This window comes from Pseudoclavibacter endophyticus (assembly GCF_008831085.1).
In the GTDB taxonomy this organism is placed as follows: domain Bacteria; phylum Actinomycetota; class Actinomycetes; order Actinomycetales; family Microbacteriaceae; genus Pseudoclavibacter; species Pseudoclavibacter endophyticus.
Map to the genome: position 1 here is coordinate 115,544 of NZ_WBJY01000003.1, position 23,116 is coordinate 138,659.

At 70.4% G+C, this 23,116-nt stretch carries 25 protein-coding genes; 21 read left to right on the forward strand and 4 right to left on the reverse strand.

Annotation, left to right across the window (positions count from 1 at the left end; translation table 11 throughout):
- Positions 1-121 precede the first annotated feature (121 nt).
- Genes rpsP through trmD form a run of 5 tightly spaced genes read left to right on the forward strand, consistent with a single transcriptional unit; the run spans position 122 to position 3,621 of the window.
- Complete coding sequence (gene rpsP, locus F8O04_RS12760) at positions 122-577, forward strand: 30S ribosomal protein S16 (RefSeq protein ID WP_158029774.1); 456 nt, start codon at positions 122-124, stop codon at positions 575-577.
- A gap of 3 nt (positions 578-580) precedes the next feature.
- A complete protein-coding gene (locus F8O04_RS12765) occupies positions 581-811 on the forward strand; it encodes an RNA-binding protein (protein WP_158029775.1) in 231 nt (76 codons plus the stop codon).
- A 2-nt stretch (positions 812-813) separates the two neighbouring features.
- Positions 814-1,434, forward strand: coding sequence for a ribosome maturation factor RimM (gene rimM / locus F8O04_RS12770; protein WP_158029776.1), 621 nt, complete (start codon positions 814-816; stop codon positions 1,432-1,434).
- 4 nt (positions 1,435-1,438) lie between these two features.
- Positions 1,439-2,818: a polysaccharide biosynthesis protein gene (locus F8O04_RS12775; protein WP_158029777.1), complete on the forward strand. Its 1,380-nt coding sequence runs from the start codon at positions 1,439-1,441 to the stop codon at positions 2,816-2,818.
- The gene (gene trmD, locus F8O04_RS12780; RefSeq protein ID WP_158029778.1) at positions 2,818-3,621 is read left to right on the forward strand and encodes a tRNA (guanosine(37)-N1)-methyltransferase TrmD; all 804 of its coding nucleotides are present in this window, start codon (positions 2,818-2,820) and stop codon (positions 3,619-3,621) included. Before F8O04_RS12775 ends, trmD begins: the two co-directional genes overlap by 1 nt.
- Before the next feature lie 23 nt (positions 3,622-3,644).
- Here trmD and map read toward each other — a convergent pair whose 3' ends face one another.
- Entirely contained in the window at positions 3,645-4,418 is a 774-nt protein-coding gene (gene map, locus F8O04_RS12785; RefSeq protein WP_158029779.1) for a type I methionyl aminopeptidase, read from the reverse strand.
- A gap of 75 nt (positions 4,419-4,493) precedes the next feature.
- Here map and F8O04_RS12790 point away from each other — a divergent pair, with 75 nt between their 5' ends.
- The 5 genes from F8O04_RS12790 to F8O04_RS12810 all read left to right on the forward strand — a co-directional run bounded on the left by F8O04_RS12790 (position 4,494) and on the right by F8O04_RS12810 (position 7,772).
- Positions 4,494-5,012 (forward strand): hypothetical protein, encoded by a 519-nt coding sequence (locus F8O04_RS12790; protein ID WP_158029780.1) that lies wholly within the window; start codon positions 4,494-4,496, stop codon positions 5,010-5,012.
- A gap of 210 nt (positions 5,013-5,222) precedes the next feature.
- Positions 5,223-5,573 (forward strand): 50S ribosomal protein L19, encoded by a 351-nt coding sequence (gene rplS, locus F8O04_RS12795; RefSeq protein ID WP_158029781.1) that lies wholly within the window; start codon positions 5,223-5,225, stop codon positions 5,571-5,573.
- A gap of 62 nt (positions 5,574-5,635) precedes the next feature.
- Positions 5,636-6,727: a signal peptidase I gene (gene lepB / locus F8O04_RS12800; RefSeq protein WP_225735062.1), complete on the forward strand. Its 1,092-nt coding sequence runs from the start codon at positions 5,636-5,638 to the stop codon at positions 6,725-6,727.
- A 1-nt stretch (position 6,728) separates the two neighbouring features.
- Complete coding sequence (locus tag F8O04_RS12805; RefSeq protein ID WP_158029782.1) at positions 6,729-7,436, forward strand: ribonuclease HII; 708 nt, start codon at positions 6,729-6,731, stop codon at positions 7,434-7,436.
- Positions 7,437-7,448: 12 nt separating this feature from the next.
- A complete protein-coding gene (locus F8O04_RS12810; protein ID WP_158029783.1) occupies positions 7,449-7,772 on the forward strand; it encodes a DUF2469 family protein in 324 nt (107 codons plus the stop codon).
- Between the two features lie 51 nt (positions 7,773-7,823).
- Here the strand turns inward: F8O04_RS12810 and F8O04_RS12815 are convergent, their stop codons facing one another.
- Positions 7,824-9,602: a thiamine pyrophosphate-binding protein gene (locus F8O04_RS12815; protein WP_225735063.1), complete on the reverse strand. Its 1,779-nt coding sequence runs from the start codon at positions 9,600-9,602 to the stop codon at positions 7,824-7,826.
- Positions 9,603-9,851: 249 nt separating this feature from the next.
- Here F8O04_RS12815 and F8O04_RS12820 point away from each other — a divergent pair, with 249 nt between their 5' ends.
- From F8O04_RS12820 to F8O04_RS12835, 4 genes are all read left to right on the forward strand, one after another.
- Complete coding sequence (locus F8O04_RS12820; protein ID WP_158029784.1) at positions 9,852-10,211, forward strand: YraN family protein; 360 nt, start codon at positions 9,852-9,854, stop codon at positions 10,209-10,211.
- 4 nt (positions 10,212-10,215) lie between these two features.
- Positions 10,216-11,835: a YifB family Mg chelatase-like AAA ATPase gene (locus F8O04_RS12825; protein WP_158029785.1), complete on the forward strand. Its 1,620-nt coding sequence runs from the start codon at positions 10,216-10,218 to the stop codon at positions 11,833-11,835.
- Between the two features lie 93 nt (positions 11,836-11,928).
- Entirely contained in the window at positions 11,929-13,275 is a 1,347-nt protein-coding gene (locus F8O04_RS12830) for a DNA-processing protein DprA (RefSeq protein ID WP_158029786.1), read from the forward strand.
- 71 nt (positions 13,276-13,346) lie between these two features.
- Positions 13,347-14,252, forward strand: a complete 906-nt coding sequence (locus F8O04_RS12835) for a tyrosine recombinase XerC (protein ID WP_308420208.1) — start codon at positions 13,347-13,349, stop codon at positions 14,250-14,252.
- Here the strand turns inward: F8O04_RS12835 and F8O04_RS12840 are convergent.
- Positions 14,200-16,176, reverse strand: coding sequence for a hypothetical protein (locus F8O04_RS12840; RefSeq protein ID WP_158029787.1), 1,977 nt, complete (start codon positions 16,174-16,176; stop codon positions 14,200-14,202). The genes F8O04_RS12835 and F8O04_RS12840 overlap by 53 nt on opposite strands.
- A complete protein-coding gene (locus tag F8O04_RS12845; RefSeq protein WP_158029788.1) occupies positions 16,173-16,832 on the reverse strand; it encodes a peptidoglycan DD-metalloendopeptidase family protein in 660 nt (219 codons plus the stop codon). The genes F8O04_RS12840 and F8O04_RS12845 overlap by 4 nt, the downstream gene beginning before the upstream one ends.
- A 311-nt stretch (positions 16,833-17,143) precedes the next feature.
- Here F8O04_RS12845 and rpsB point away from each other — a divergent pair, with 311 nt between their 5' ends.
- The 7 genes from rpsB to F8O04_RS15245 all read left to right on the forward strand — a co-directional run bounded on the left by rpsB (position 17,144) and on the right by F8O04_RS15245 (position 23,101).
- Complete coding sequence (gene rpsB / locus F8O04_RS12850; protein ID WP_158029789.1) at positions 17,144-18,193, forward strand: 30S ribosomal protein S2; 1,050 nt, start codon at positions 17,144-17,146, stop codon at positions 18,191-18,193.
- Between the two features lie 28 nt (positions 18,194-18,221).
- A complete protein-coding gene (gene tsf, locus F8O04_RS12855) occupies positions 18,222-19,052 on the forward strand; it encodes a translation elongation factor Ts (RefSeq protein WP_158029790.1) in 831 nt (276 codons plus the stop codon).
- Between the two features lie 160 nt (positions 19,053-19,212).
- Complete coding sequence (gene pyrH / locus F8O04_RS12860; protein ID WP_158029791.1) at positions 19,213-19,941, forward strand: UMP kinase; 729 nt, start codon at positions 19,213-19,215, stop codon at positions 19,939-19,941.
- Positions 19,942-20,035: 94 nt separating this feature from the next.
- Entirely contained in the window at positions 20,036-20,590 is a 555-nt protein-coding gene (gene frr / locus F8O04_RS12865; protein WP_158029792.1) for a ribosome recycling factor, read from the forward strand.
- A gap of 44 nt (positions 20,591-20,634) precedes the next feature.
- Positions 20,635-21,735: a phosphatidate cytidylyltransferase gene (locus tag F8O04_RS12870; RefSeq protein WP_158029793.1), complete on the forward strand. Its 1,101-nt coding sequence runs from the start codon at positions 20,635-20,637 to the stop codon at positions 21,733-21,735.
- Between the two features lie 66 nt (positions 21,736-21,801).
- Positions 21,802-22,362, forward strand: coding sequence for a DivIVA domain-containing protein (locus F8O04_RS12875; RefSeq protein WP_158029794.1), 561 nt, complete (start codon positions 21,802-21,804; stop codon positions 22,360-22,362).
- A gap of 151 nt (positions 22,363-22,513) precedes the next feature.
- Entirely contained in the window at positions 22,514-23,101 is a 588-nt protein-coding gene (locus tag F8O04_RS15245; RefSeq protein WP_188726442.1) for an aggregation-promoting factor C-terminal-like domain-containing protein, read from the forward strand.
- Positions 23,102-23,116: the final 15 nt, after the last annotated feature.

Below are 23,116 nucleotides of genomic sequence, written 5' to 3' on the forward strand. Positions count from 1 at the left end.
CGGCTGAGTCTGCGCCTCGACCCTCTATCCGACGCGCGACACCACCGAGCTTTGACCGGGTTTGCCCCACGCACCAGGTCGTCGTTCATCGCTTGCACACACCAACTGGAGACACGTACACGTGGCTGTCAAAATCCGTTTGAAGCGCCTGGGTAAAATCCGGGCCCCGTTCTACCGCATCGTCGTGGCCGACTCGCGCACCAAGCGCAACGGCCGCGTCATCGAGGAGATCGGCAAGTACCACCCTACCGAGCATCCGTCGCTCATCGAGGTCGACTCCGAGCGCGCGCAGTACTGGCTCGGCGTCGGCGCGCAGCCGTCGGAGGCGGTCGTCGCGCTCCTCAAGCTCACGGGCGACTGGGGCACGTTCACGGGCGAGGGCCCGACCGAGAGCCGGGTTCAGACGCCCGAGGGCAAGACGGCTTTCGTCGCCGACGAGAACAAGAAGCCCGTGCTCCGCCCGAAGGCCGACGTCAAGGCTGCGCCTGCCGCCGACGACGCCGCTCCCGCCGAGGCGCCGGCCGACGACGACGCGTCGACCCAGGTCGCCGAGGCGCCCGCAGAGGAGAAGGCCTAACACATGCTGTCGTCCGCGCTCGACCACATCGTCCGGGGCATCGTCGATCACCCCGACGAGGTTCGCGTGGACCGCGCCGAGACACCGCGCGGCGAGGTCCTCGAGGTGCACGTGCACCCTGAGGACCTCGGGCGCGTGATCGGTCGCGCCGGACGTACCGCGAAAGCGCTGCGTACGATCGTGACCGCCCTCGCCGACGGCGCCCGCGTGCGCGTCGACGTGATCGACGACTGACGGTGGCAGCGAAGAACCAGGGCATCACGCAGCTGCGTGTCGGCCGCCTCACGAAAGCGCACGGACTCAAGGGTGCGATCAAGCTCGAGCTGTTCACCGACGAACCCGATCGCCGCTTCGTACCCGGGGCGACCTTCTCGCTGCAGGTGCCGCCGACGAGCCCCTGGCACGGCAAGACCCTGAAGGTCACCGAGCTCCGCTGGTACAACGGCCACCCGGTCGGATTCTTCGAGGGGGTCGACGACCGCACGACGGCCGAGTCGCTCGTGAAGGCCATCCTCTGGGTCGATCAAGACAACGCCGAGGAGCTCGACGACGACACCTGGTACGACCACCAGCTCACCGGGCTGCAGGTGCACCGCGACGGCGAGCCCGTCGGTACCGTCCTGCGCGTCGAACACCTGCCCGCCCAAGATCTCATCGTCGTCGAGACGCCTCGCGGTGAGGTCTTCGTGCCGTTCGTGAAAGCGATCGTCCCGTCGGTCGACACCGCGGCCGGGATCATCACGGTCACTCCGCCGACCGGGTTGTTCGAGCCCATTCCCGATGACGATGCCGGCGGTGCTGCCCCCGACGATCCGCAGGCCCCCACGGAGCCCTCCACGCTGAAGCAGCGGGACTAACGCCATGCGGTGGGTCGCGTTCTCTTCGGTGTTCGCCGGGCTGAGCGGCTACGCCATCATCCTGCTGGCGACGTCGACCTTCGGCGCCGACCACCGGTTCGAGATCTTCAACGTGTTCTGGGGGCTCTTCTTCGCCCTGCACGGCATCCTGCTCGGGATCATGCACGAGACCACGCGAGCGGTGCGTGTTTCGACTGGCGGAGCCGATGCCGGCGACGATCCAACCGCAGACCTCCTGTTGACCGATCCCGTGCGCGCCGAGCAGACCGCCCGGCGCCGCGACGAGCGTGCGCGCCCCCTGCCCGTCGCGTTCGGCATTGGTCTCGTCACCGGCGGGCTCGTCGCCGCGACGAGCCCGCTGTGGGCATGGAACCTGCTCGGCGCCATGGCGCCGCTCGGCGTCGCCCTCGCGAGCGTCGCGCTCACGCTCGTCGCGGTGCAGGCCGTGCTCTTCGGGCTTCTCAGCGGCTCCGGGCGATGGAGCCGGTACGGCAAGCTCCTCTGCGTCGAGGCGCTCGCCCGCATCGGTGTCGCGGGCATCGCCATCGTCTCGGGCGACCCGCTCGCCGGGTTCCTGTACGCCACCGTCGCCGGCGTCGTCGTGGTGCCAGTCATCCTGCTGCTGCCGGGTACGAGAACGCTCGTGTCGCTCCGCGCCGACGTCCGGCGCGGGGAGCTCGCGCGCCGGACGCTCGGCGCCATGCTCGCGGCCAGCGCCGCGGCGATGCTCGTCGTCGGGTTCCCCGTGCTCATCAAGGCCGCCCGGCCAGACACCGACCCCGTCGTGATGAGCAACCTGCTCCTCGCCGTCACGCTCACCCGCGCGCCCATCCTCATGCCGATCACCTCGTTCCAGAACGCGATCGTCGTCTACTTCGTCGACCGCGCTTCCCACGGACGCCGGGTGCTCCTGGGGCCGTGCGGCATCGTGTTCGGCGTCGCCGTCATCGGCTCGCTCCTCGCCTGGCTCATCGGTGAGCCCATCATCGCCTTCATGGGCGAAGGCTTCAGCGTCGGCGGGCAAGTCCTCGCCGCGCTCACGTTCGCGGCCGGGTTCACCGGCATGCTGTTCGTCACCGGCTCGGCGGTGCTCGCGCGCGAACGTCACGGCGTGTACGTGGCGGGGTGGTGGACCGCGTCGATCGCGGCGGCCGTGCTGCTGGTCGTCGTGCCCGGCGCGGTCGTCGCGACGGTGCTCGCCCTCAGCGCCGGCCCACTCGCGGGAGCGCTCGTGCACGTCGCGTTCGGGATGCGCCGCCCGGCGGGCGGCGCCGAGCAGGTGCCGCACGGCCCCGCGGGCGTCGTCGGCGCCCCTCGAGACCTGGAGCCCACGGGAACGACCTCGGCCGATACGGCCGAACGCGCCGATGAGGCGGGCACCTGATGCGGATCGACATCATCTCGATCTTCCCCGAGTTCTTCCGTGCCCTCGACATCTCGCTGCTCGGCAAGGCGCGCCAGTCGGGTCTCGTCGACGTGCGCGTGCATGATCTGCGCGACGCGACGACCGACCGGCATCGCACCGTCGACGACACGCCCTACGGCGGGGGAGCGGGCATGGTCATGAAGCCGGAGCCGTGGGGCATCACGCTCGACCACATCCTCGGCGACCGGAGCGACGTATCCGGTGCCGATGCGGCGTCGGCGGAGCCGGGAGCATCCGGTCGCGAGGTCGACGCATCGGAGGCCGACGCACCGGAGGCCGACGATCGGCCCATCGTCGTGTTTCCCTCGCCGGCCGGCGCCGTCTTCACGCAGTCGACGGCGCGGCGCTACGCGCTCGAGCGGCATCTGGTCTTCGGATGCGGCAGGTATGAGGGCATCGACCAGCGGGTGTTCGAGGACACGGCGAGGCGGGCCCGCGTCGAGCTCGTGTCGATTGGCGACTACGTGCTCAACGGCGGCGAGGTCGCCGTCATGGCGATGATCGAGGCGTTCGGCAGGCTCATCCCCGGCGTCGTCGGCAATCCGGAATCGCTCGTCGAGGAATCGCACGAGGACGGGCTGCTCGAGTACCCGAGCTACACGAAGCCGGCCAGCTGGCGCGGGCTCGACGTGCCGGAGGTGCTGCTGAGCGGCCACCACGCCCGCGTCGCGGCGTGGCGGCGCGAGCAGCAGCTCGAACGCACCCGGCGGGTGCGGCCCGATCTGCTGCCGCCGGAGCTGCGCGGGACGGACGGCGAGTAGGCGGGACGGACGGACGGCCGGTGCTACTCGTCACGCGCCGTCAGCACGACGGGCCCGTCCTCCGTGATCGCGACCGTGTGCTCGCTGTGGGCGCCGCGCGAGCCGTCGGCGCTGCGCAAAGTCCAGCCGTCGTTCGGGTCCTGCACGATCTTGTCGGTCGTCTCGAGGAACCAGGGCTCGATCGCGAGCACGAGGCCGGGCCGGAGCGGCACGCCGCGCTTCGGCCGCCCCTTGTTCGGCACCGAGGGCGCCTCGTGCATGGTGCGCCCCACGCCGTGTCCGCCGAACTCGAGGTTGACGGGGTAGCCGTACGATTTGGCGACGCTGCCGATGGCGTGCGAGATGTCGCCGATCTTGTTGCCGACGACGGCGGCCTCGATGCCGGCGTCGAGCGCCTCCCGCGTCGCGCGGATCAGCCGCTGGTCGCTCTCGAGCTTCGTGCCGACGTTGAACGACACCGCGGAGTCAGCGACCCAGCCGTCGACCTGCACGGCGAAGTCGAGGGTGAGCAGGTCGCCGTCTTCGAGGGCGTAGTCGAAGGGGCGCCCGTGCAGCACGCCGTCGTTGACGGCCGTGCAGATGTAGTGGCCGAAGGGCGACTCGCCGAACGACGGGTGATAGTCCAAATAACACGAGACGGCGCCGCGATCGCGGACGAGGGCGCCCGCGCGCTCATCGATCTCCAGCAGGTTGGTGCCGACCTTCACCTCGCTCATCAGCAGTTGCAGGGTTTCCGCGACGAAGCGGCCGGCCGGCCGCATCTGCTCGAGTTCGGCTGGTGTGCGCAGTTCAATCACGGGACCACGGTACTCTGCGGCGCGCGCGGCCGCCGAGACCAGCCGGTTTGCACCTCGTGCTCGTAGTCTGGGGCCATGCGCGGTGTCATCCACAGGCTTCTCTTCCTCGTGCCGTTCGTGCTGCCGGCATGGATGCTCGTGTGGTGGATCGTCAACGGCGCCTCACCCGGCGAGTTCCTCTTCCTGCTCATCGCCATGCCGGCCGCCTTCGTCACGGCGGGGGTCGCGGCCCTGCTCGTGTGGTTGCGACCGGATGTGCGCGAGCGGCGTGCGGTGACGTGGACCGATGCCGCGTGGCTCGGCGGCGCATGGCTCGCATGGCTCGTCGCGGGCGCCATCGGTGGCGGCTACGGCATGCTGGCCCTCATCGCGGCCGGGGTCGTCGCGGTGGTTGCCGTCGTGTGGCTGTGGCGTCGCCTGCGGGCCGAGACGGTGCGTCGCTACGAGGCGGCGACCGCGAGCGGGGCGGCGCCCGGTGGCTCGCAGCGCGGCGCCGCGCGAAGCCCCGGGGAGGGGCCGGATGCCGGCAAGGTCATCACGATCGAGCAGATCCCGCGCACGCCTCCTTCGGCCGGCGGCACCGGGGGCCACTGAAGCCGCCGTGACCCGCGCGGGCGACGGCGCGCGCTGATTGCGGATCTCGCCGCGGGCGTGGTTGAATAAGCGATTGTGCCGCGGCTCGGGTCTGCCACAGGGGAACCGGGCGTTCCGCGATGCACGCGCGCGGTCCCGTTTCGACACGGGCGCGACTCGAACTGACCTGACCCCCGCATCCGACCTGTGTGCGGATGCAGAGAGCGAATCATGACCAACCTCATCGACGCCGTCGACGCCGCTTCGCTGCGCGACGACATTCCCGCGTTCCGTCCCGGCGACACCGTCAAGGTGCACGTCAACATCGTTGAAGGCACCCGCTCGCGCGTCCAGATCTTCCAGGGCGTCGTGATCGGCCGCCAGGGCGACGGGCTGCGCGAGTCGTTCACCGTGCGCAAGGTGAGCTTCCAGATCGGTGTCGAGCGCACGTTCCCGGTCCACTCGCCCGTCATCGACAAGATCGAGATCGTCTCACGAGGCGATGTGCGACGCGCCAAGCTCTACTACCTGCGAGGCCGACGCGGCAAGGCCGCGAAGATCCGCGAGAAGCGAGACGCGTAAGCTGACTGCCGTGGCTCCCCACAGTGGGAGCCACGGGCATTTTCGGGTGAGGAAGGACTCGGGTGGCGGACGGCGATGGGGCGGTGCGAGCCGACGGGGACGAAGCTGACGGCGACCGAGGCGGGCACGTCGGCGGCAACGAACATCGCGATGCGGATGCGGGAAGCAGCCGGGGCGCGCTTCCCGAGCGCGAATCGTTCCTCGCGTGGCGCGGACCGGCGCACGTGCGCGCGAAGCACGCGGGCCGGCACCGTCGGCGCCCGATCGACGAGCACGAGGCGGTTCGCGAACTCGCTCGGCGCGTTCCCGTGCACCCCGAAACCCTGCCGATGACCACGACGGCCGAGGCGGCGATCGTCGCCGACCAGCTCCTCGGAGAAGTCGGGGGCGGCGAGACCCGGGCGGTCCCGGCATTCGCGAGCGATTCGGCGGCCGGCGAGGTGAAGAAGCCTCGGCGTCGGAGCTCATTCGTCAGCTTCCTTCGCGAGGTCGCGATCATCGCGGTGATCGCCATTGTGGTCGCCGTGCTCGTGAAGACCTTCCTCATCCGTCCCTACTACATCCCGTCGGCCTCGATGGAATCGACGCTCGTCGTCAACGACCGCATCATCGTGAACCTGCTCCAGCCGAGCGTCGTGCCGATCGCCCGAGGCGACGTCGTTGTCTTCACCGATCCCGGCGGGTGGTTGCCGACGCAGCCGTCGCCCGAAAAATCAGTGGTGCAGACGATCGTCGACGGCGGGCTCGAGGCGGTGGGCCTGAAGCCCTCCGACGACAACAACAGCCTCATCAAGCGGATCATCGGCATGCCGGGCGACCACGTCGTGTGCTGTAACGCGTACGGACAGCTCGTGATCAACGACGTGGCGATCTCGGAGCCGTACGCCGAGCTCGCGGGCAACAGCGCGGCATCCGGTATGGAGTTCGATGTGTCGGTTCCCGCCGATAGCCTCTGGGTGATGGGTGACAATCGGTACAACTCGGAAGACTCTCGATACCACCAGGACGGGCCGCACAGCGGGTTCGTCCCGCTCAACCACGTCGTCGGCCGCGCCGTCCTGATCAACTGGCCGTTCGAGCGCTTCGGCGTCCTCGGGAACTATCCCGAGGTCTTCGCGCAGGTTCCGTCGCGCGAGCCCGCCCTCGCGACCTGACATGTCTCCTGCGACGCCGACCGCCGTGGACCCGACCCTTGCGCTCGAGCGAGCGCTGCTCGGCCGTGCGCCGGTCGTGATTGGCATCGACGAGGTCGGACGGGGCGCGATCGCAGGCCCCGTCGCAGTCGGGGCCTGTGCCATCGGTGCGCGAGAGCTCACGGCCGGGTTCCCCGCGGGCTTGCGCGACTCGAAGCTCCTGACGGCCAAGCGCCGGGTCGACGTCGAGCCGGCGGCGCGCGCGTGGGTCACGGCGGCGGGGGTCGGTCTTTGCAGCGCGACCGAGATCGACGAGTTCGGCATCATCGCGTGCCTCGCCGCGGCAGCAAAACGCGCCCTCGCGGCCCTGCACGAGGTCGGCGTGCCCGTCGCACGCGCGGCGATCGTGCTCGACGGCTCGCATGATTGGCTCTCGCCGGCCCTCGAGCATCCACTCGACGTCTCGGTGCGACCGAAGGCCGACCGCGACTGCGCAGTGGTCTCGGCGGCCTCAGTCATCGCGAAGGTCGAGCGCGATGCCCTCATGCGGTCGGCGCACGAGTCTGGTGAGTACGCCGATTATGCCTGGCACTCGAACGTCGGCTACGGCTCGCCCGCCCACTACGCCGCACTCGCCGCGCACGGGGCGTCGTCCCTGCACCGCCGCACGTGGCTGCGCGCCGCGGCGGCTGAGCAGACCGCGCATCCCGAGCGCGTCGTCAGCGCCTAGACTGGGGCGATCATGGACGAGGACACCTTCGACGAATACGAGCGCAATCTCGAGCTCGCGCTGTTTCGCGAGTATCGCGACATCGTGACGCAGTTCCGCTACGTCATCGAGACCGAGCGGCGCTTCTACCTCGCGAACACGGTCGACCTGCAGCGCCGCGACACCGAGCACGACTTCTACTTCGAGCTCACGATGAACGACGTATGGGTGTGGGACATCTACCGTTCGAACCGCTTCGTGAAGCAGGTGCGCGTGCTCACGTTCAAAGACGTCAACGTCGAAGAGCTCGCCTCGGAGCAGTTCGAACTGCCGAAGGAGCTCGCGCTCGACGAGTAAGTCGAAGCGGGGGCCGCGCGCAGCTGCGCGCGGCCCCCGCGTTCTTCGAAGTCAGCGCTGGATGCGCTTGGCGGTCTTGTGCATGTTCTCAATGATCTCCTGCTGGAACGGCGCCACGATGGAGCCGTCGATCCGGCAGTCGAGCAGGATCGTGCCCTCGGCTCCCCGTTCGGCCCAGTCGCGGACGGCCTGCAGATCGTCGAGCGTGCGCACGACGACGCCCGTCGCGCCGACGCCCTCCGCGAACTTCGCGAAATCGACGCGATCGATGAGCATGGCGCGCTGATCGAGGCCGATGGTGCCGTACTGCGTGACCTCGGCCGTGTAGGCGGCATCGTTGAAGACGATGATGATGGCGCTGCGGGCGGCGCGCACGACCGAGTCGAGATCGGCGAGGCCCATGAGTCCGCCGCCGTCGCCCGTCACGACCGTGAGGGTCCGATCCGGCGCGGCCGCCGCAACGCCTGGGGCGCTCGGGAACCCGAGGCCGATCGACTGGAACTGCGTGCCGACGAGCGTGATGCTGTCGGCGGATGGCAGCCGCCAGTGGTAGTGCACCCAGCCGAGGAAGTGGCCGCCGTCGGATGCGACGATGCGCTGCTCGGGCACGATCGCGTCGAGCTCGCGCATGAGGCTGCGCGGGTCGAGCCGGTCGGCTGGCGCGTCGTCGTTGCCCGGCTCGCGGTCGAACTGCGCCCCCGCGACGTGCTCCGGGTCGACGCCCGCCCACCGCTCGCGGGGCACGGCCTGTTCCGCCCGCTCCACGATGCCGCGGATCGCGGCGGCCGCGAGGCTCGCGTCGCCGCGCACGAGGTCCGTGACGGCGGGGTTCGGCGCGACGTCGCGGTCGTCGACGCGGAAGACCCGCGCGTGCTCGCCGAGCGCCGTGCCGAAGGCGGTCGTGAACTGGTTGAGGCTCGCGCCGACGACCAGCACCACGTCGGCGTCGCGCATGTAGCCGAGCGTGCGCTCCGAGCCGAAGCCGCCCGCGACGCCGAGGTCGAGGGTGCGGCCGGCGAACGTGCCACGTGCCGGTGCGCTCGACACCGTCAGGGCGCCGATCGCATCGGCGACGGCCCAGAGGTCGGCGGCGGCGGCACGGCCACCGCGGCCCGCGAGCACGAGGGGGCGCTCGGCCGCGAGGAGGGCCTCGGCAGCGGCGCGCGCGGCTCCCTCGTCGAGCGCGACCGGTTCGGCGTCGAGCGGCGCGTCGAGGTCGAGGGTCTCGTCGGCGGCGTCGGCCGTCGGAACGTCGTACGGCACCGACAGCACGACCGCGGTGCGCTCGCGGACCGCGTGGCGGAGTGCCGCGAGCGTCGTCGCGCCCGGAGTGGCCGGGTCGATCACGAACGTCGTCGCCCCGCAGGCGGTCGCGATGGCGGTCTGATCGAGGTCCCAATCGCGCATGCCGGTCGTCGGGGCGTCACCGGCGATGAGGAGCAGCGGCGTATATGACCTGACGGCTTCGGCGAGCGACGTGATGGTGTTGGTGAAGCCTGCACCGTAGGTGGCGGTCGCGACCGCGATGCGACGCGACACCCGGTGATAGGCGTCGGCCGAGGCGACGGTCGCGGTCTCGTGGCGCACCGCGTGGTAGGTCACGTCGGTGAGGCGGGCGAGCGCGTCGATGAGGTAGGCGTTGCCGTTGCCCATGAGACCGAAGACGTCGCTGACGTGCGCGGCGAGCACGGTGGCCATGCGCTCGGCGACGGTCTGCGTCGCCGTGGGCGCCGCAGTGCCGGCCGCGGTGGCGATGCGATCGGCGCCGGTTTCGGTGTCGGCGCTCGTGGTGGTCGTGGATGAGCCATCGAAGGTGGTCGGAGATGACAAAACAGTGCCTTTCGGGAGTGCACACGGAAGCTGGGGGCCGTATATGACTCGACCGAGGAAGGTCTATCGCCCATTTTTCAGGCGACGGCGGCAACAGCGCTCGCCGGACGGCGCCATTCTACCGAAGCCCCCGCGCGCGGCCCCGCCCGGTCGTCTCCGGCCTGTGGAGCCCGATGCGTCCACAGGAGCGCCCGCCGGTCGGGCATCGGCGTGCGCCGAGCTACGACCATGTTCGCGGGGGTGGCGCGGATGCGAACGAAAGATGTGCTTGGCCGGCGCGGCGAAGAGCTCGCGGCGGCGTTTCTGGCGGCGGCGGGGCACGAGATCATCGCCCGGAACTGGCGTTGCGCGTACGGCGAGATCGACCTCATCACTCGCGACGCGAGCGAGATCGTGTTCGTCGAGGTCAAGACGCGCTCGTCCACCGGGAAAGGTCATCCGCTCGAGGCGATCACCCCCGAGAAGCTGGCGCGTCTTCGCCGCCTCGCGGGCGCCTGGATCGCCGTGAACCCGCATCGTTGCCAGCGCATCCGCCTCGATGCCGTCGGCATCGTCGCCCCTCGGGGCCGATCGCCCGAGTTCCACCACCGTCGCGCGATCGGGGCCTAGACAGGTGTCGAGCGCCAAGAGCATCGCCATCGCGCTGACCGGCATCGGCGGCGATCGCGTCGACGTCGAGGCGCACATCGCCAGCGGGCTGCCGAAGTTCCTCCTCGTGGGACTGCCCGACACGGCACTCGGCGAGGCGCTCGACCGGGTGCGCGCGGCGCTGCAGAGCACCGGGTGCTCGCTCCCGGCCGACCGCGTGACCGTCAACCTGTCGCCGGCCTCCCTGCGCAAGCATGGCAGCGGATTCGATCTCGCGATCGCCGTGTCGGTGCTCGCGGCGAGCGGCGTCATAGACACCACCGGGCCGGCCCGCACCGTGCACGTCGGCGAACTCGGGCTCGACGGCACGGTTCGTCCCGTGCCGGGCATCCTGCCCGTGGTCGCCGCGGCCGCCCGCGCGGGGGCCGCACGCGTGATGGTGCCCGCCGCGAGTGCCGCCGAAGCCTCGCTCGTCGAGGGCGTCGAGGTCCTCCCCGTCGCTTCGCTGCGCGCCGCGGCCATGCACTACGGCGCCGACGCCGAGACGCTCGCCGACGAACCGGCCGAGTCACCGACGAGCCGGCAGCACTCGTCGACGAGCGCCGTCGCCGCTTCGGGGCGGTCGGCGCCGCTCGCGCACGCCACGTCGTCCGCCGCCGGCCGCGATCTTGCCGACGTCGTCGGAAACGACGAGGCCGTGCGAGCACTCGTGATCGCGGCGGCCGGCGGTCACCATCTCCTCATGGTGGGGCCACCGGGGGCGGGCAAGACCATGCTCGCCGAGCGCCTGGTCGACGTGCTGCCCGATCTCGAGGTCGAGCGCGCCATCGAGGTGGCTGCCGTCCGATCGCTGCGGGGCCTGACGGTCACGAGCCCGCTCGACCGTCGTCCGCCGATGCAGGCGCCGCACCACACCGCCTCGACGGCTGCGCTGCTCGGCGGCGGGTCGGGGGCGATCCGGCCGGGCGCGGTGTCGCTGGCCACGAACGGCGTGCTGTTCCTTGACGAAGCACCCGAGTTTTCACGAGACGTGCTCGACTCGATGCGTCAGTCGCTCGAATCGGGCCGGCACGTCGTGCACCGTGCGGCGGGCGTGGCCGAGTTTCCCGCGGCCTATCAGCTCGTGCTCGCGGCGAATCCCTGCCCGTGCGGCAATGCGGGGTCGATCGACCAGCCGTGCATGTGCACGCCGATGCAGCAGCGACGCTACCTCGCGCGTCTCTCGGGCCCGCTCCTCGACCGCGTCGACGTGCAGCTGCGGGTCGAGCGCGTCTCCGGGGCGATGCAACGCGTCGCACAGGCCGAGCTCGAGGCCGGTCGTGCGTCCGGCATGACGACGGCCGAGGCCCGTGGCCGCGTGTGCGACGCGCGGGCCGCCGCGCACGAGCGCCTCGCGTCGACGCCGTGGCGTACGAACCGCCAGGTGTCGGGCAAGTGGCTTCGATCGGGTCCCGTCCGCCTGCCACCGAGCGAGACATCCGACCTCGACCGTGCCCTCGACCGCGGGCTCCTCACGATGCGCGGCTATGACCGCGTGCTCCGCGTCGCCTGGTCGATCGCCGACCTCGACGGGGCTGGGCGCCCTGGCCGCGGGCATCTCCGCGAGGCGCTGTTCTATCGCATGTCCACGCGCGCCCTCACGTGACCGTCTCGTCTGCCGGCACCTGAAGACGGTGGCGAAACCGATCTCGTGCCACGTCCAATCCGCATTCGCCCCGATCGACCTGGAGCGCACCGCATGACCGATGACCACGACCACGCTCAGCCCCTTCTCGAGGTCCTCGAGCGCATCCCGCGGCCTGACACGGTCGCCTGGCGGCGGTCGCTCGCGGCCAACGCGACGTCGCTCGCGGCGATGGGCCGCAGCGACGAGGAGGCCGATCTCGAGCGGCGGCTCGCGGCGGTCGCGTGGTCGTCGATCGCCGAGCCGGGCGATCTCGACGCCGGAGAGCTGACCGCGTCGATCGGCGCGGTGGCCGGCGCGCGGCTCCTGTTCTGCGTCGAGCCGCACGCTGCCCTCCGCGCGGCGCTCGCCGCGGTCGGTGCCGACGGGGCGCTGTCCGCGATTCCGGGGCGCCTGGAGCGCGCCGTCGATCGCTGGCGGCCGCGTGCCGACTACGGTCGCGTCTCGGCCAACGTGCATTCGGGGATCACGACGGGGGCCCGGGTCGTCATGCCCGGCGACCGAGACTGGCCGGCGGGGTGCGATGACCTCGGGGCGGGGCGTCCGCACGCCCTCTGGGTGCGCGGCGACCGCGGGCTCGCCGACATTGGTGTCGGCTCGCTCGCCGATCGCCCGGCGGCGCTCGTCGGGTCTCGATCATGTTCCCCGTATGGCGAGCGGGTGTCGACCGAGTTCGCCGACGGCCTCGCGGACCGGGGGAGCACGATCGTCTCGGGCGGGGCCTACGGCATCGACGTCACCGCGCACCGCTCGGCGCTCGCGGGCACACATCCGACCGTCGCCGTGCTCGCGGGAGGTGCCGACCGCCTGTACCCCGCCGGAAACGCCGATACCTTGCGGCGCATCATGCGAGGAGGTGGGGCCGTCATCGCGGAACTTCCCTGCGGCACCGCGCCAACGCGTTCGAGGTTCCTGCAGCGCAACCGCGTCATCGCGGCCATGTCGGCCGCGACGATCGTCGTGGAAGCCGGGTATCGCTCCGGCGCGCTCAATACGGCCGGGCACGCCGGCGAGCTCGGGAGGCCGCTCGGTGCCGTTCCGGGCAGCATCACGACGCCCACGTCGGTCGGTTGTCACCGCCTGATCCGTGAGTTCAACGCGACGCTCGTCGCCCACCTCGATCACGCGCTTGAGCTCGTGCACGGCGAGATCGACGCGCATCCGCAGCTCGCCCTGCCCGGCCTGGAGGTGCGGACTTCCGGCCCGAACGGCATCGACGGTCTCGATGACGATGCGGTGCGCGTGTGGGAGGCGCTGCAGCCTCGACGCGGGCAGTCGGCGGGCGATCTCGCCCGCCGGGCTGGGCTCTCCGAGCTCGCGGTGCGCGGCGCGCTCGCGGCGCTCGAGCTCGACGGTCGCGCGCTGGGCTCGAGCGGGAGCTGGCGACGCGCCGCGGGCTGATCCGCCGGCTGCGTGAGCGACTCGCGCTTCCGTAGTGGGTCCTGCCGGCGGAGGGCGGATACCGTGAACCGGTGACCGAGACGCGAGCGGCGATGGCCGAGTACCTTCGCGCGCTCGACCGCGAGCGCGCCGCGTCACCCCACACGATTCGCTCGTATCGAGCGGACCTCGACGACCTCATGACGCATCTCGAGGCCAACGGGGCGTCGACGACTGACTCGCTCGAGCTAGAGCTGCTGCGCGACTGGCTCTGGGCCGCGTCGAATCGAGGCCTGGCCGCGTCGACGATCGCGCGCCGCGCGTCGACGGCGCGGGGATTCACCGCGTGGCTCGCGCGGACGGGGACAGGTCCCGACGCGGCCCGACGACTGCGCTCACCGAAGGCCGGGCGGAGCCTGCCGCGTGTGGTGTCGGAGACTGAGATGTCGTCGCTGTTCGAGGGACTGCAGTCGCGGGCCGAGACGGGTGACCCCATCGCCCTGCGAAACCTGGCGGTCGTGGAGCTGCTCTACGGCGGAGCGATGCGCGTGTCGGAGTGCTGCGCGATCGACCTGCCTGACCTCGACCTCGACAGGCGCACCGTGCGCGTGCTCGGCAAGGGCGGCAAGGAGCGCACCGTACCGTTCGGTCGCCCCGCCGAGCGGGCCATCGTCGACTATCTGCACAGGGGGCGGCGCGAACTCGCCGTCGACGATTCCGGTGACGCGGTGTTTCTCGGCGCGAAGGGTCGTCGGATCGGCGCGCGCACCGTCTATGAGGTGGCGCGGCGCGAGCTCGCGGACACGTCGGGAGGTGGGCCGGCCGGCCCGCACGCCTTCCGGCACACGGCGGCCACCCACCTCCTTGACGGCGGTGCCGACCTGCGAGCGGTGCAGGAGCTGCTTGGTCACGCGAGCCTCGGCACCACGCAGATCTACACGCACGTCAGCGCCGAGCGGCTTCGCGACGCCTATCGACTCGCGCATCCGCGCGCTTGATCGCCGCTGCCGCGATGATGCAGCCGACCGCGACGGCGCCGACGCCCGCGATCGCCACCCAATTCAGGTCACCAACGCCGCCCGTCGCCGCCAGCGATGATTCGTCGTCACCACCGTCGGGTGCCGTGGGCACCTCAGGCTCGGCAATCGGGGGTGCGGGCGTGTCGGGCTCTGCCGATGGAGGCTCGGGCGACGGGGTCTCGGCGGGCGTTGTCGCCGGGGGCGTCGTTTCGCTGGGCGGCGGTGTCGGTGCGGGAGTCGGCTCCGGCTCGGGCGACACGTGTGCGATCTCGCTCGGCACGCCGAAATCGTCGTGCCAGGCGTAGCCCTCGGGCAATGGGCTGGTCCCGGGCTGGGACCCGGACTCGATGGAGACGACCCAGACGTAGTACCCCGCCCGTTCGGCGACGATCGGCGTTCCGAGTTCAGCAGTCGACACGCGAACCGGTCCGGTCGTGGGATCGGCGTCGCCGCCGCCGAGCACGGCCGTCAACGTCGCGGCAACCGGGGCATTCGCCGGCGGATCGCTCGATCGCTGGGGCATGGTGTCGAACGGGCCATAGACGATGCCGGTCACCGTGACCGCGGCGTACGCACCGGTCTCATCGCGGAGCCACGCTCCGCCTGGCACCGCTGCACTCCAGAGATCGACGAACGGGTCGCCGATGCGCAGGTCGCTCGACTCCACCTCGGTCGAGATGACGGGTTCGAACGTGGGGCTCGCGAGCGTGGCCTCGCCCGCGATCTCGACCTCGGGACGGTCGGTGCCGCCCTCGCCACCGAGCAACTGCGCCCCCGGCGTCTCGAACGACGCCAGGGCCGGACGCCACGCGTTGGTCTCGCTCATGAGTGTGCCCGTCGCGCGGACGGTCAACGCCTCGCCGACCACCCTGTCACCCTCGACGCGGAACGGCGCCGATTCCCCCGGGCGAAGCGTTGCGGTCACCCCGGAGCCATCGCCACTCGGTGATCCCCCGCCGATCGGTGCATCGTCGCCGGTCGGTGCATCATCGCCGTCCCCGAGGTCGCTTCCGCTCAGGTCGTCACCGCCCGCGCCACCGGTGCCGGTAAGACCTGCGCCGTCGTCGCCGGCACCAAGGCCCGGACTGCCAGACGGGGCACCCGGTGCTCCGAAACCCGGCGCGCCGGGCTGCTCGACGGTTTCGGCGGCGCGCTCAGCGCCGTCGCCGACGAACACGGCGCCGTCGATGGTCACGGTCGCGGTCGAGGCCGCATCGGAGGCGGTGAGCGAGACCGTTCCCGTCCCCCAGTCGTCGGGGTCGAAGCGCACGTCGAGTTCGCCGTGCAGCGACGCCTCGCCCGCCAACGTGACGAGTGCGGCCTCGTGACGAAGCGTGGCGAGCGTGTTGCGGACGTCGGCGCGGAACGGCTCGGGAACGCGCACGAGGCGCCCGTCGTCGCCGGCACCGGCCGATGCGAGTTCGTCGGCGGCCACGATCGACCACACGAACATGGCGACCGCGCTCGCGATGATCGGGTCGTCGGACTGGCCATACGTCGAGATCGCCCAGTTCACGGCGGCCAGGTCCCGCGCGGGCACGCCGAGCTCCGACGGCCCGACGTCGCCGGCGGCGTTCGTCGCCCCGATCGGCCGGTCGCGAAGCGGCTCGAGGCAGTACACGTTGCGGCCTTCGAAACGATACGCGCCGATACGCCCGTTGCCGCCGTTGTCGCTGTTGTCGAATCCCGGGCCGTAGTCGGCCGCCGAGGCCGAACCCGGCGTCGGCACGAACAGGAGCGCGAGCACGGCGGCGAGCGCGAGGACCGCGCACGGGATCGCGACCGTGAGCGTTCGCCGCACCGACGGCAGGCGGAGTCGTCTCCGCGGCGGTGGAAGTTCGAGGAAGTGGCGCACGTGGTGTCCTTTCGTGACATTGATCGGGCGGGCTACGGTTTCGGTCACGTCGTCTGCGGCCTCCGGGAGTGCTGCGACCGCGCATGGAACCCGGCAGGCCGTCCGACCTCGAGCGCAACGCGGCCCGCGTCGGTGCGGTCGCCGAGGGGAAGCAGCACCGCTGGGGCGAGGGCGCCCAGCAGGAACAGGGGATTGAGGTACGCGCCGTCGACGCGTGCCCCGAGGTGGAGGCCTCCCTGCGGGGCGTGCCTGATCGAGCTACTGAGGTGCCCGACGATCTGGCCCCGCTCGACCCGTTCGCCGATGGCGACCGTGGCCTCGACCGGCTCAAAGCTCGAGATCGTGCCGTCGTCGTGAGCGATCGAGAGGACCGGACGATCGACGACGACCCCCGCGAATCGGACCACGCCCGAAGCGGGCGCCGCGACGGCAGCCGCCGGCTGCACGCCGAGATCGATGCCGCGGTGGCCGGGGGAGTAGGGGCCGGTCACCTCGAACGGTCGCGTCACCGGGTGTGGGGGAGCGACCGGCCACGACCAGTCGCCCTCACGAGCATCGACATCGATCGAGTCCGCGGCGGGCACCGTGCTCGCGGTGCTCGCCGAAACGGGATGCGATGCCGGGCCGGCGCCGACGCCGGCGGTGATCGCCGCCGCGGCTGCGAGACCGAGGGCGAGGAGTCGGGCGATGTGCGAGCGCGTCATGGCGTCGATGGTGGACGGCGGCCACCGCGCGGCGCACCGTCGCGACGGCCGGCTGTGGAAGCATCGCCATCCACAGCACGACCGGCGACGACGCTGCGAAGCGTTGCGCATCCGGTGTAGACTGCCAGGCGCAGTCCGGTCTCGGACTGACTTCGCGTGCCCGCACACGGTCCGCATCCCAGGTCTCGATCGCAACGGCCACTATGCCGGTGCGTGTGAGCGGATGTGCGCCGGGGCACCAGGGATCGCGGCACCCCGCCGCATCGTCAACCGCATCCGCGCGTGAGCGCGCACAACACGGAGGAACGACCATGGCCGTCGTCACCATTCGCCAGCTGCTCGACAGCGGCGTCCACTTCGGGCACCAGACCCGCCGCTGGAACCCCAAGATGAAGCGTTTCATCTTCACGGAGCGTTCCGGCATCTACATCATCGACCTGCAGAAGTCGCTCGCCTACATCGACCGGGCGTACGACTTCGTCAAGGAGACCGTCGCCCACGGCGGCACGGTCCTGTTCGTCGGCACGAAGAAGCAGGCACAGGAGTCGATCGCCGAACAGGCGACGCGTGTCGGCCAGCCCTACGTCAATCAGCGCTGGCTCGGCGGCCTGCTCACGAACTTCTCGACCGTGCAGAAGCGACTCAATCGCCTCAAGGAGCTCGACCTCGTCGACTTCGACGACACGTCGAAGGGGTTCACGAAGAAGGAGCTGCTCATCCAGCGCCGCGAGCGCGACAAGCTCGAGAAGTCGCTCGGTGGTATCCGCAACCTCCAGAAGACGCCCTCGGCGATCTGGGTCGTCGACACCAAGAAAGAGCACCTCGCGATCGACGAGGCGAAAAAGCTCGGTATCCCCGTGATCGCCATCCTCGACACGAACTGCGACCCCGACGACGTGCAGTACCCGATCCCGGGCAACGACGACGCGATCCGCTCGGTCTCGCTGCTCACGCGCATCGTCGCCGACGCGGCCGCTGAGGGGCTCAAGCAGCGTCACCAGAAGCCGAGTGAGGCCGCCGAGGCAGCCGAGCCGCTCGCCGAGTGGGAGCTCGAGCTGCTCAACCAGGGCGGCACCGGCAGCGAGCCGACCACCGAGGCGAGTGCAGAAGCAGCCTCGGAGACGGCCGCGGAGGCTCCCGCCGACGAGGCTCCTGCCGCGGAAGCTCCGGCTGACGAGGCTCCTGCCGCGGAAGCTCCGGCTGACGAGGCTCCCGCCGCGGAAGCCCCGGCTGACGAGGCTCCCGCCGCGGAAGCCCCGGTTGATGAGGCTCCCGCCGCCGACACCGAGACCGAGCCGGAGGCCGTTCAGACTGCCGACACCGAGTCGGTCGAGGCTGAGACCACCACGACCGCGGAATAGGTCACCGACCACGAGGAGACAACGACTGATGGCGAACTTCACCCTCGAAGACATCAAGGCGCTGCGCGAACAGCTCGGCACCGGCATGGTTGACACGAAGAAGGCGCTCGAAGAGGCCGACGGCGACCGTGAGAAGGCGACCGAGATCCTGCGCCTCAAGGGTGCCAAGGGCAACGCGAAGCGCGCCGACCGCTCGACGAGCGAAGGCCTCGTCGTGGCGAAGGACAACGGCAACGGCACCGCGTCGCTCGTCGAGCTCGCCTGCGAGACCGACTTCGTCGCCAAGGGCGACAAGTTCGTCGCGCTCGCGGACCAGGTGCTCGAAGCCGTCGCGGCCGCCGGCGCCACGAACGTCGACGAGGCGCTCGCGGCTGACGCCGACGGCCAGACCGTTGCGGCGACGATCGAGGGCGTTGCGGCGATCCTCGGCGAGAAGATGGAGCTGCGTCGCGTCGCGCTGGTGAAGGGCGAGACGATCGAGATCTACCTGCACCGCACGTCGAAGGACCTGCCTCCGCAGGTCGGTGTTGTCGTCGGTTACTCCGGCTCCGACGCTGAGACGGCGCGAGGCATCGCCCAGCACATCGCCTTCGCGAACCCGTCGTACCTCTCGGCGGACGACGTGCCGGAGGAAGAGGTCGCGCGTGAGCGCCAGCTCGTCGAGGAGATCTCTCGTGGCGAGGGCAAGCCCGAGGCGGCCCTGCCGAAGATCATCGACGGTCGCCTGAAGGGATACTTCAAGCAGATCGCCCTCCTCGAGCAGGACTACGCGAAGGACAACAAGGTGTCGGTCGGCAAGGTCGCGAAGGACGCGGGCATCGAGGTCACCGACTTCGCCCGTTTCCGCGTGGGCGCCTAGCTGCCGCACGCCGTCCACCGGCGGCGGGGTCGGACCTGAGGGTTCGGCCCCGCCGTCGTCGTCTGGCCCGGTGCGGTCGATCCGGCCTCGCGCGGTCGCAGAGGGTGCGATTCGACCATGCCGGTACAGTGAGGTTGCCCGTGCCGTGAGAGGAGCCCCTATGCCCGAGCCCGAACGTCAACGCAGAGTCCTCCTCAAACTCTCGGGAGAAGCGTTCGGAGCAGGCCGTATGGGCGTCGACCCGGCGGTGCTGCGCCGCATCGCCGCCGAGATCGCCGAAGCGGCGAAGCAGGTGCAGATCTCGATCGTCGTGGGCGGCGGGAACTTCTTCCGCGGCGCCCAGCTCGCCGATGCCGGCATGGACCGGGCCCGCGCCGACTACATGGGCATGCTCGGCACGGTCATGAACGCACTCGCGTTGCAGGACTTCCTCGAGCAGGCGGGCGCCCCCGCACGTGTCCAGTCGGCGATCGAGATGCGTCAGGTCGCCGAGCCCTACATCCCGCTGCGTGCGAAGCGGCACATGGAGAAGGGCCGCGTCGTCGTGTTCGGCGCGGGCGCCGGCCTTCCTTACTTCTCGACCGACACGGTCGCTGCGCAGCGTGCGCTCGAGGTGGGGGCGACCGTCGTTCTCGTCGCGAAGAACGGCGTCGACGGCGTCTACACGGCAGACCCGAAAACGCACCCGGACGCGGAGCTCATCGATCGCATCACGTACTACGAGGCGCTGCAGCGCGGCCTCAAGGTCGTCGACTCGACCGCCTTCAGCCTGTGCATGGACAACGGGATGGACATGCGGGTGTTCGGCATGAACGACGGCGGCAACATCAGCCGGGCCCTCCTCGGCGACGGAATCGGCACCCTCGTCACGGCGCAGCGCACCGAGTGAACCCCAGCCCGGCATCCGCGCATTTCGGCGCGTGCGAGGCGGAGGATCGCGCCGACAGTAGGATGAACCCGACCGCCCCGCGAAAGGACTTCACGTGATCAAGGACGTGCTCGAAGAATCCAGTGACAAGATGACGAAGGCGGTCGAGCACGCCCGCGAGGACTTCGGCTCGGTCCGCACCGGTCGCGCGAACCCCGCCCTGTTTTCGAAGATTCTGGTCGACTACTACGGCACGCCGACGCCGCTCGGCCAGATGGCCTCGCTGCAGGTGCCGGAGGCGCGCGTGCTCGTCATCACGCCGTACGACAAGAGCGCCTTGAAAGACGTCGAGAAGGCGATCGTGAACGCGCCCAACCTTGGCGTGACGCCGTCGAACGACGGCAACATTCTTCGCGTGGTTATGCCGGAGCTGACGGAGGAGCGGCGAAAGGAATACGTCAAACTCGTGCACAGCAAGGCCGAAGAGGCGCGCGTCTCGATTCGCAACATCCGCCGCAAGTCGAAGAATGACCTCGACGCGTTGAAGGACGAGGTCGGTGAAGACGAGATCTCGCGCGGTGAGAAGGAGCTCGAGCAGCTCACGAAGAAGTACATCGATCGCGTCGACGAGGCGCTCCGGGCGAAGGAGTCCGAGCTGCTCGAGATCTGAGTCACACGACTCAGAGCTTCGAGCTGACTCGTGAGACCGGGCTAATGGCGGTGGGCGACGACGGAGGACCCCTGAACGGGGACGGACGTGCCGAATCGGAGCGCGACGCCCGTTCGGCGGTGCCAGGTGGTGGGCGGTCGCGCCGTCCGCCGTTCGAGGGTGCCGCCTTCGATCGCTCGCCGTTCGACGAGCACGGCCGCGATCGGCTTCGTGCCGACGTGGAGCAGCTTCGCGCCGAGGTCGACCGGCATCGCGATCGCTTCCGTCGCAAGAGCGACGAGATCAACCAGCGCTCCGGCCGAAACCTCGGCTTCGCGATCGCGCTCGGCGTCGCGCTCGGCGTCGCCCTCATCGCGAGCCTGCTGTTCGTCAAGCAGCTGTTCATCATCTTCGGCGTCGCGATGGTCGCTCTGCTCGTGATCGAACTCGCGAATGCGATGCGGGCGAGCGGCCGCGACGTCCCGCGCGTCCCGTCCGCCGCGGTCGCCGTCGTCGTCGTGCCGGTCGCCTACTACTTCGGCCCCGCAGGGCAGTGGATCGCGCTGCTCGCGGGCATTGTCATCGTCACGGCCTGGCGGCTCGTCGAGGCGTCGTTCGCGAACCCGCGGCCGCGCAGGTCTGAGGTCTGGCGGGACTTTCTCGCCGGTGCGTTCATCCAGATCTACGTCACGTTCCTCGCCTCGTTCACGGTCATGCTCGTCGCGCAGGAGCGCGGCGAGTTCTGGGTGCTCGGCATCATCATCATCGTCATCGCGATCGACACGGGCGCCTATGTGGTGGGCCTGAACTTCGGCAAGCACAAGCTCGCTCCACGCATCAGCCCCGGGAAGACCTGGGAGGGGCTCGCCGGCGCGTTCCTCACCGCGGTCATTGTGTCGATTCCCGTCTCGATCTTCCTCTTGCAACAACCGTGGTGGCTCGCCCTGGTGATCGCGCCGATCCTCGTCGTCACCGCGACCGCGGGCGACCTGACCGAGTCGATGTTCAAACGAGACCTCGGGATCAAGGACATGTCGACGTGGTTGCCCGGCCACGGCGGGTTCTTCGATCGCCTCGACTCGATTCTGCCCTCGGGGGCCATCGCGTTCGCACTGTACTTCTGGACTGCGGACTGGGGCGGCCCTCTCTTGATCCTCGGCTCGTAGCCGCCGCGCACGGCGCGCCGAACCATCGGGGCGGATGCTGCCTCGCGCGTGGGGCACAATGGACGGGTGAGTGGCTCGACGTTCCCCAAGGCACCCCGCGGCCAGCTCGGTTATGACCGCGATGAGGTCGACCGCGCGCTGCGGGTCGCCCGACAGCGCTACGACAACTTCGACAACGGTGGCGAGGGGAAGCGGCTGACGACCTGGAGCATCCGGCACACCGCATTCACGATGCGCAAGGGCGGCTATTCGGCGGCGCACGTCGATGCGGCGCTCGAGCGTCTCGAAGACGCCGTCGCGGTGCGCGAGCGCGAGGAGCGCATCGAGCGCATCGGCCGCGACACCTACCTGGCTGAGACGAAGTCGACGGCCCGCGCCGTGCTCAAGCGTTTGCAGCGCGGCGACGGCGAGCGGTTCGATCGCGTCGGCATGATGCGTCGCGGCTACGACGTTCGCGAGGTCGACGAGTTCGCGCGTCAACTCGAAGCGTTCCTGCGCGGCGGCGCGCCACTTTCGCTGCGTGAGGTGCGAGGGATCGCGTTCCGCCCGAAGCGGGGCGGCTACAAAGAGGCACAGGTCGACCTGCTCATCGACGCGGTGGTCGACGTCATGCTCGCCATTCGCTGAGCTGCGCCGCCCGGCGTTCACGTCGCGCCGGTCGCGTCCGAGCCTGCGTTTCGGTGACCGAGACCGGATGTTGGCCTATCTGTGACCAATCCGTTATCATTGTCGGCAGTGCCCGGCCTCGGGCTTCTCGTACCGTCCCCCGAAGGAATGCATGACCGACTCCGCCCGCCTCGGCGCCGTGCGCTCGCGGCGTGATCTGCGCCGACCCGAACGGCCGCGTGGACCGAAGCGGCTTCTCTCGGCGGCTGCGGGCATGGCCCTTCTGGGAACGGGCTGCGTCGTCGGTTCGCTCCTGCTTCCCGGCGCGGACGGTCATGGCGACGGGCCCTCGCTCGCGGACCTCGCGCAGTCGGAGGCGCAGGGGTATGGCACCGCGCTCGTGTCGGCGGCCGACCCCGGCCGAGACGGCGGCCTCGGGGCTACGGCGGTTGACCCGAACAATCCTGCGGAGCTCAAGGCGATCGCCGCCGACATGCTCGGCGATTACGGTTGGGGGCCCGAGCAGATGACCTGTCTCGACCAGCTCTGGGAGAAGGAATCCAACTGGAACCCCCTCGCGGAGAACCCGGACTCGGGCGCCTACGGCATCCCGCAGGCGTGGCCGGCCGAGAAACTCGCAACTGCCGGCGACGACTGGCGCACGAACCCGGTCACGCAGATCACGTGGGGCCTCGACTACATCGAGGCCGCCTACGGCTCGCCGTGCACGGTCTGGAACGGCTACACCAACTGGTACTGAGGGGCGGGATGCTGT

Coding starts and splice junctions, on each gene's coding strand:
- F8O04_RS12765 (WP_158029775.1), top strand. CDS start 581: ATGCTGTCGTCCGCGCTCGACCACATCGTCCGGGGCATCGTCGATCAC.
- F8O04_RS12775 (WP_158029777.1), top strand. CDS start 1,439: ATGCGGTGGGTCGCGTTCTCTTCGGTGTTCGCCGGGCTGAGCGGCTAC.
- trmD (WP_158029778.1), top strand. CDS start 2,818: ATGCGGATCGACATCATCTCGATCTTCCCCGAGTTCTTCCGTGCCCTC.
- F8O04_RS12790 (WP_158029780.1), top strand. CDS start 4,494: ATGCGCGGTGTCATCCACAGGCTTCTCTTCCTCGTGCCGTTCGTGCTG.
- rplS (WP_158029781.1), top strand. CDS start 5,223: ATGACCAACCTCATCGACGCCGTCGACGCCGCTTCGCTGCGCGACGAC.
- F8O04_RS12805 (WP_158029782.1), top strand. CDS start 6,729: ATGTCTCCTGCGACGCCGACCGCCGTGGACCCGACCCTTGCGCTCGAG.
- F8O04_RS12810 (WP_158029783.1), top strand. CDS start 7,449: ATGGACGAGGACACCTTCGACGAATACGAGCGCAATCTCGAGCTCGCG.
- F8O04_RS12820 (WP_158029784.1), top strand. CDS start 9,852: ATGCGAACGAAAGATGTGCTTGGCCGGCGCGGCGAAGAGCTCGCGGCG.
- F8O04_RS12830 (WP_158029786.1), top strand. CDS start 11,929: ATGACCGATGACCACGACCACGCTCAGCCCCTTCTCGAGGTCCTCGAG.
- F8O04_RS12845 (WP_158029788.1), bottom strand. CDS start 16,832: ATGACGCGCTCGCACATCGCCCGACTCCTCGCCCTCGGTCTCGCAGCC.
- rpsB (WP_158029789.1), top strand. CDS start 17,144: ATGGCCGTCGTCACCATTCGCCAGCTGCTCGACAGCGGCGTCCACTTC.
- tsf (WP_158029790.1), top strand. CDS start 18,222: ATGGCGAACTTCACCCTCGAAGACATCAAGGCGCTGCGCGAACAGCTC.
- pyrH (WP_158029791.1), top strand. CDS start 19,213: ATGCCCGAGCCCGAACGTCAACGCAGAGTCCTCCTCAAACTCTCGGGA.
- F8O04_RS12870 (WP_158029793.1), top strand. CDS start 20,635: ATGGCGGTGGGCGACGACGGAGGACCCCTGAACGGGGACGGACGTGCC.
- F8O04_RS15245 (WP_188726442.1), top strand. CDS start 22,514: ATGACCGACTCCGCCCGCCTCGGCGCCGTGCGCTCGCGGCGTGATCTG.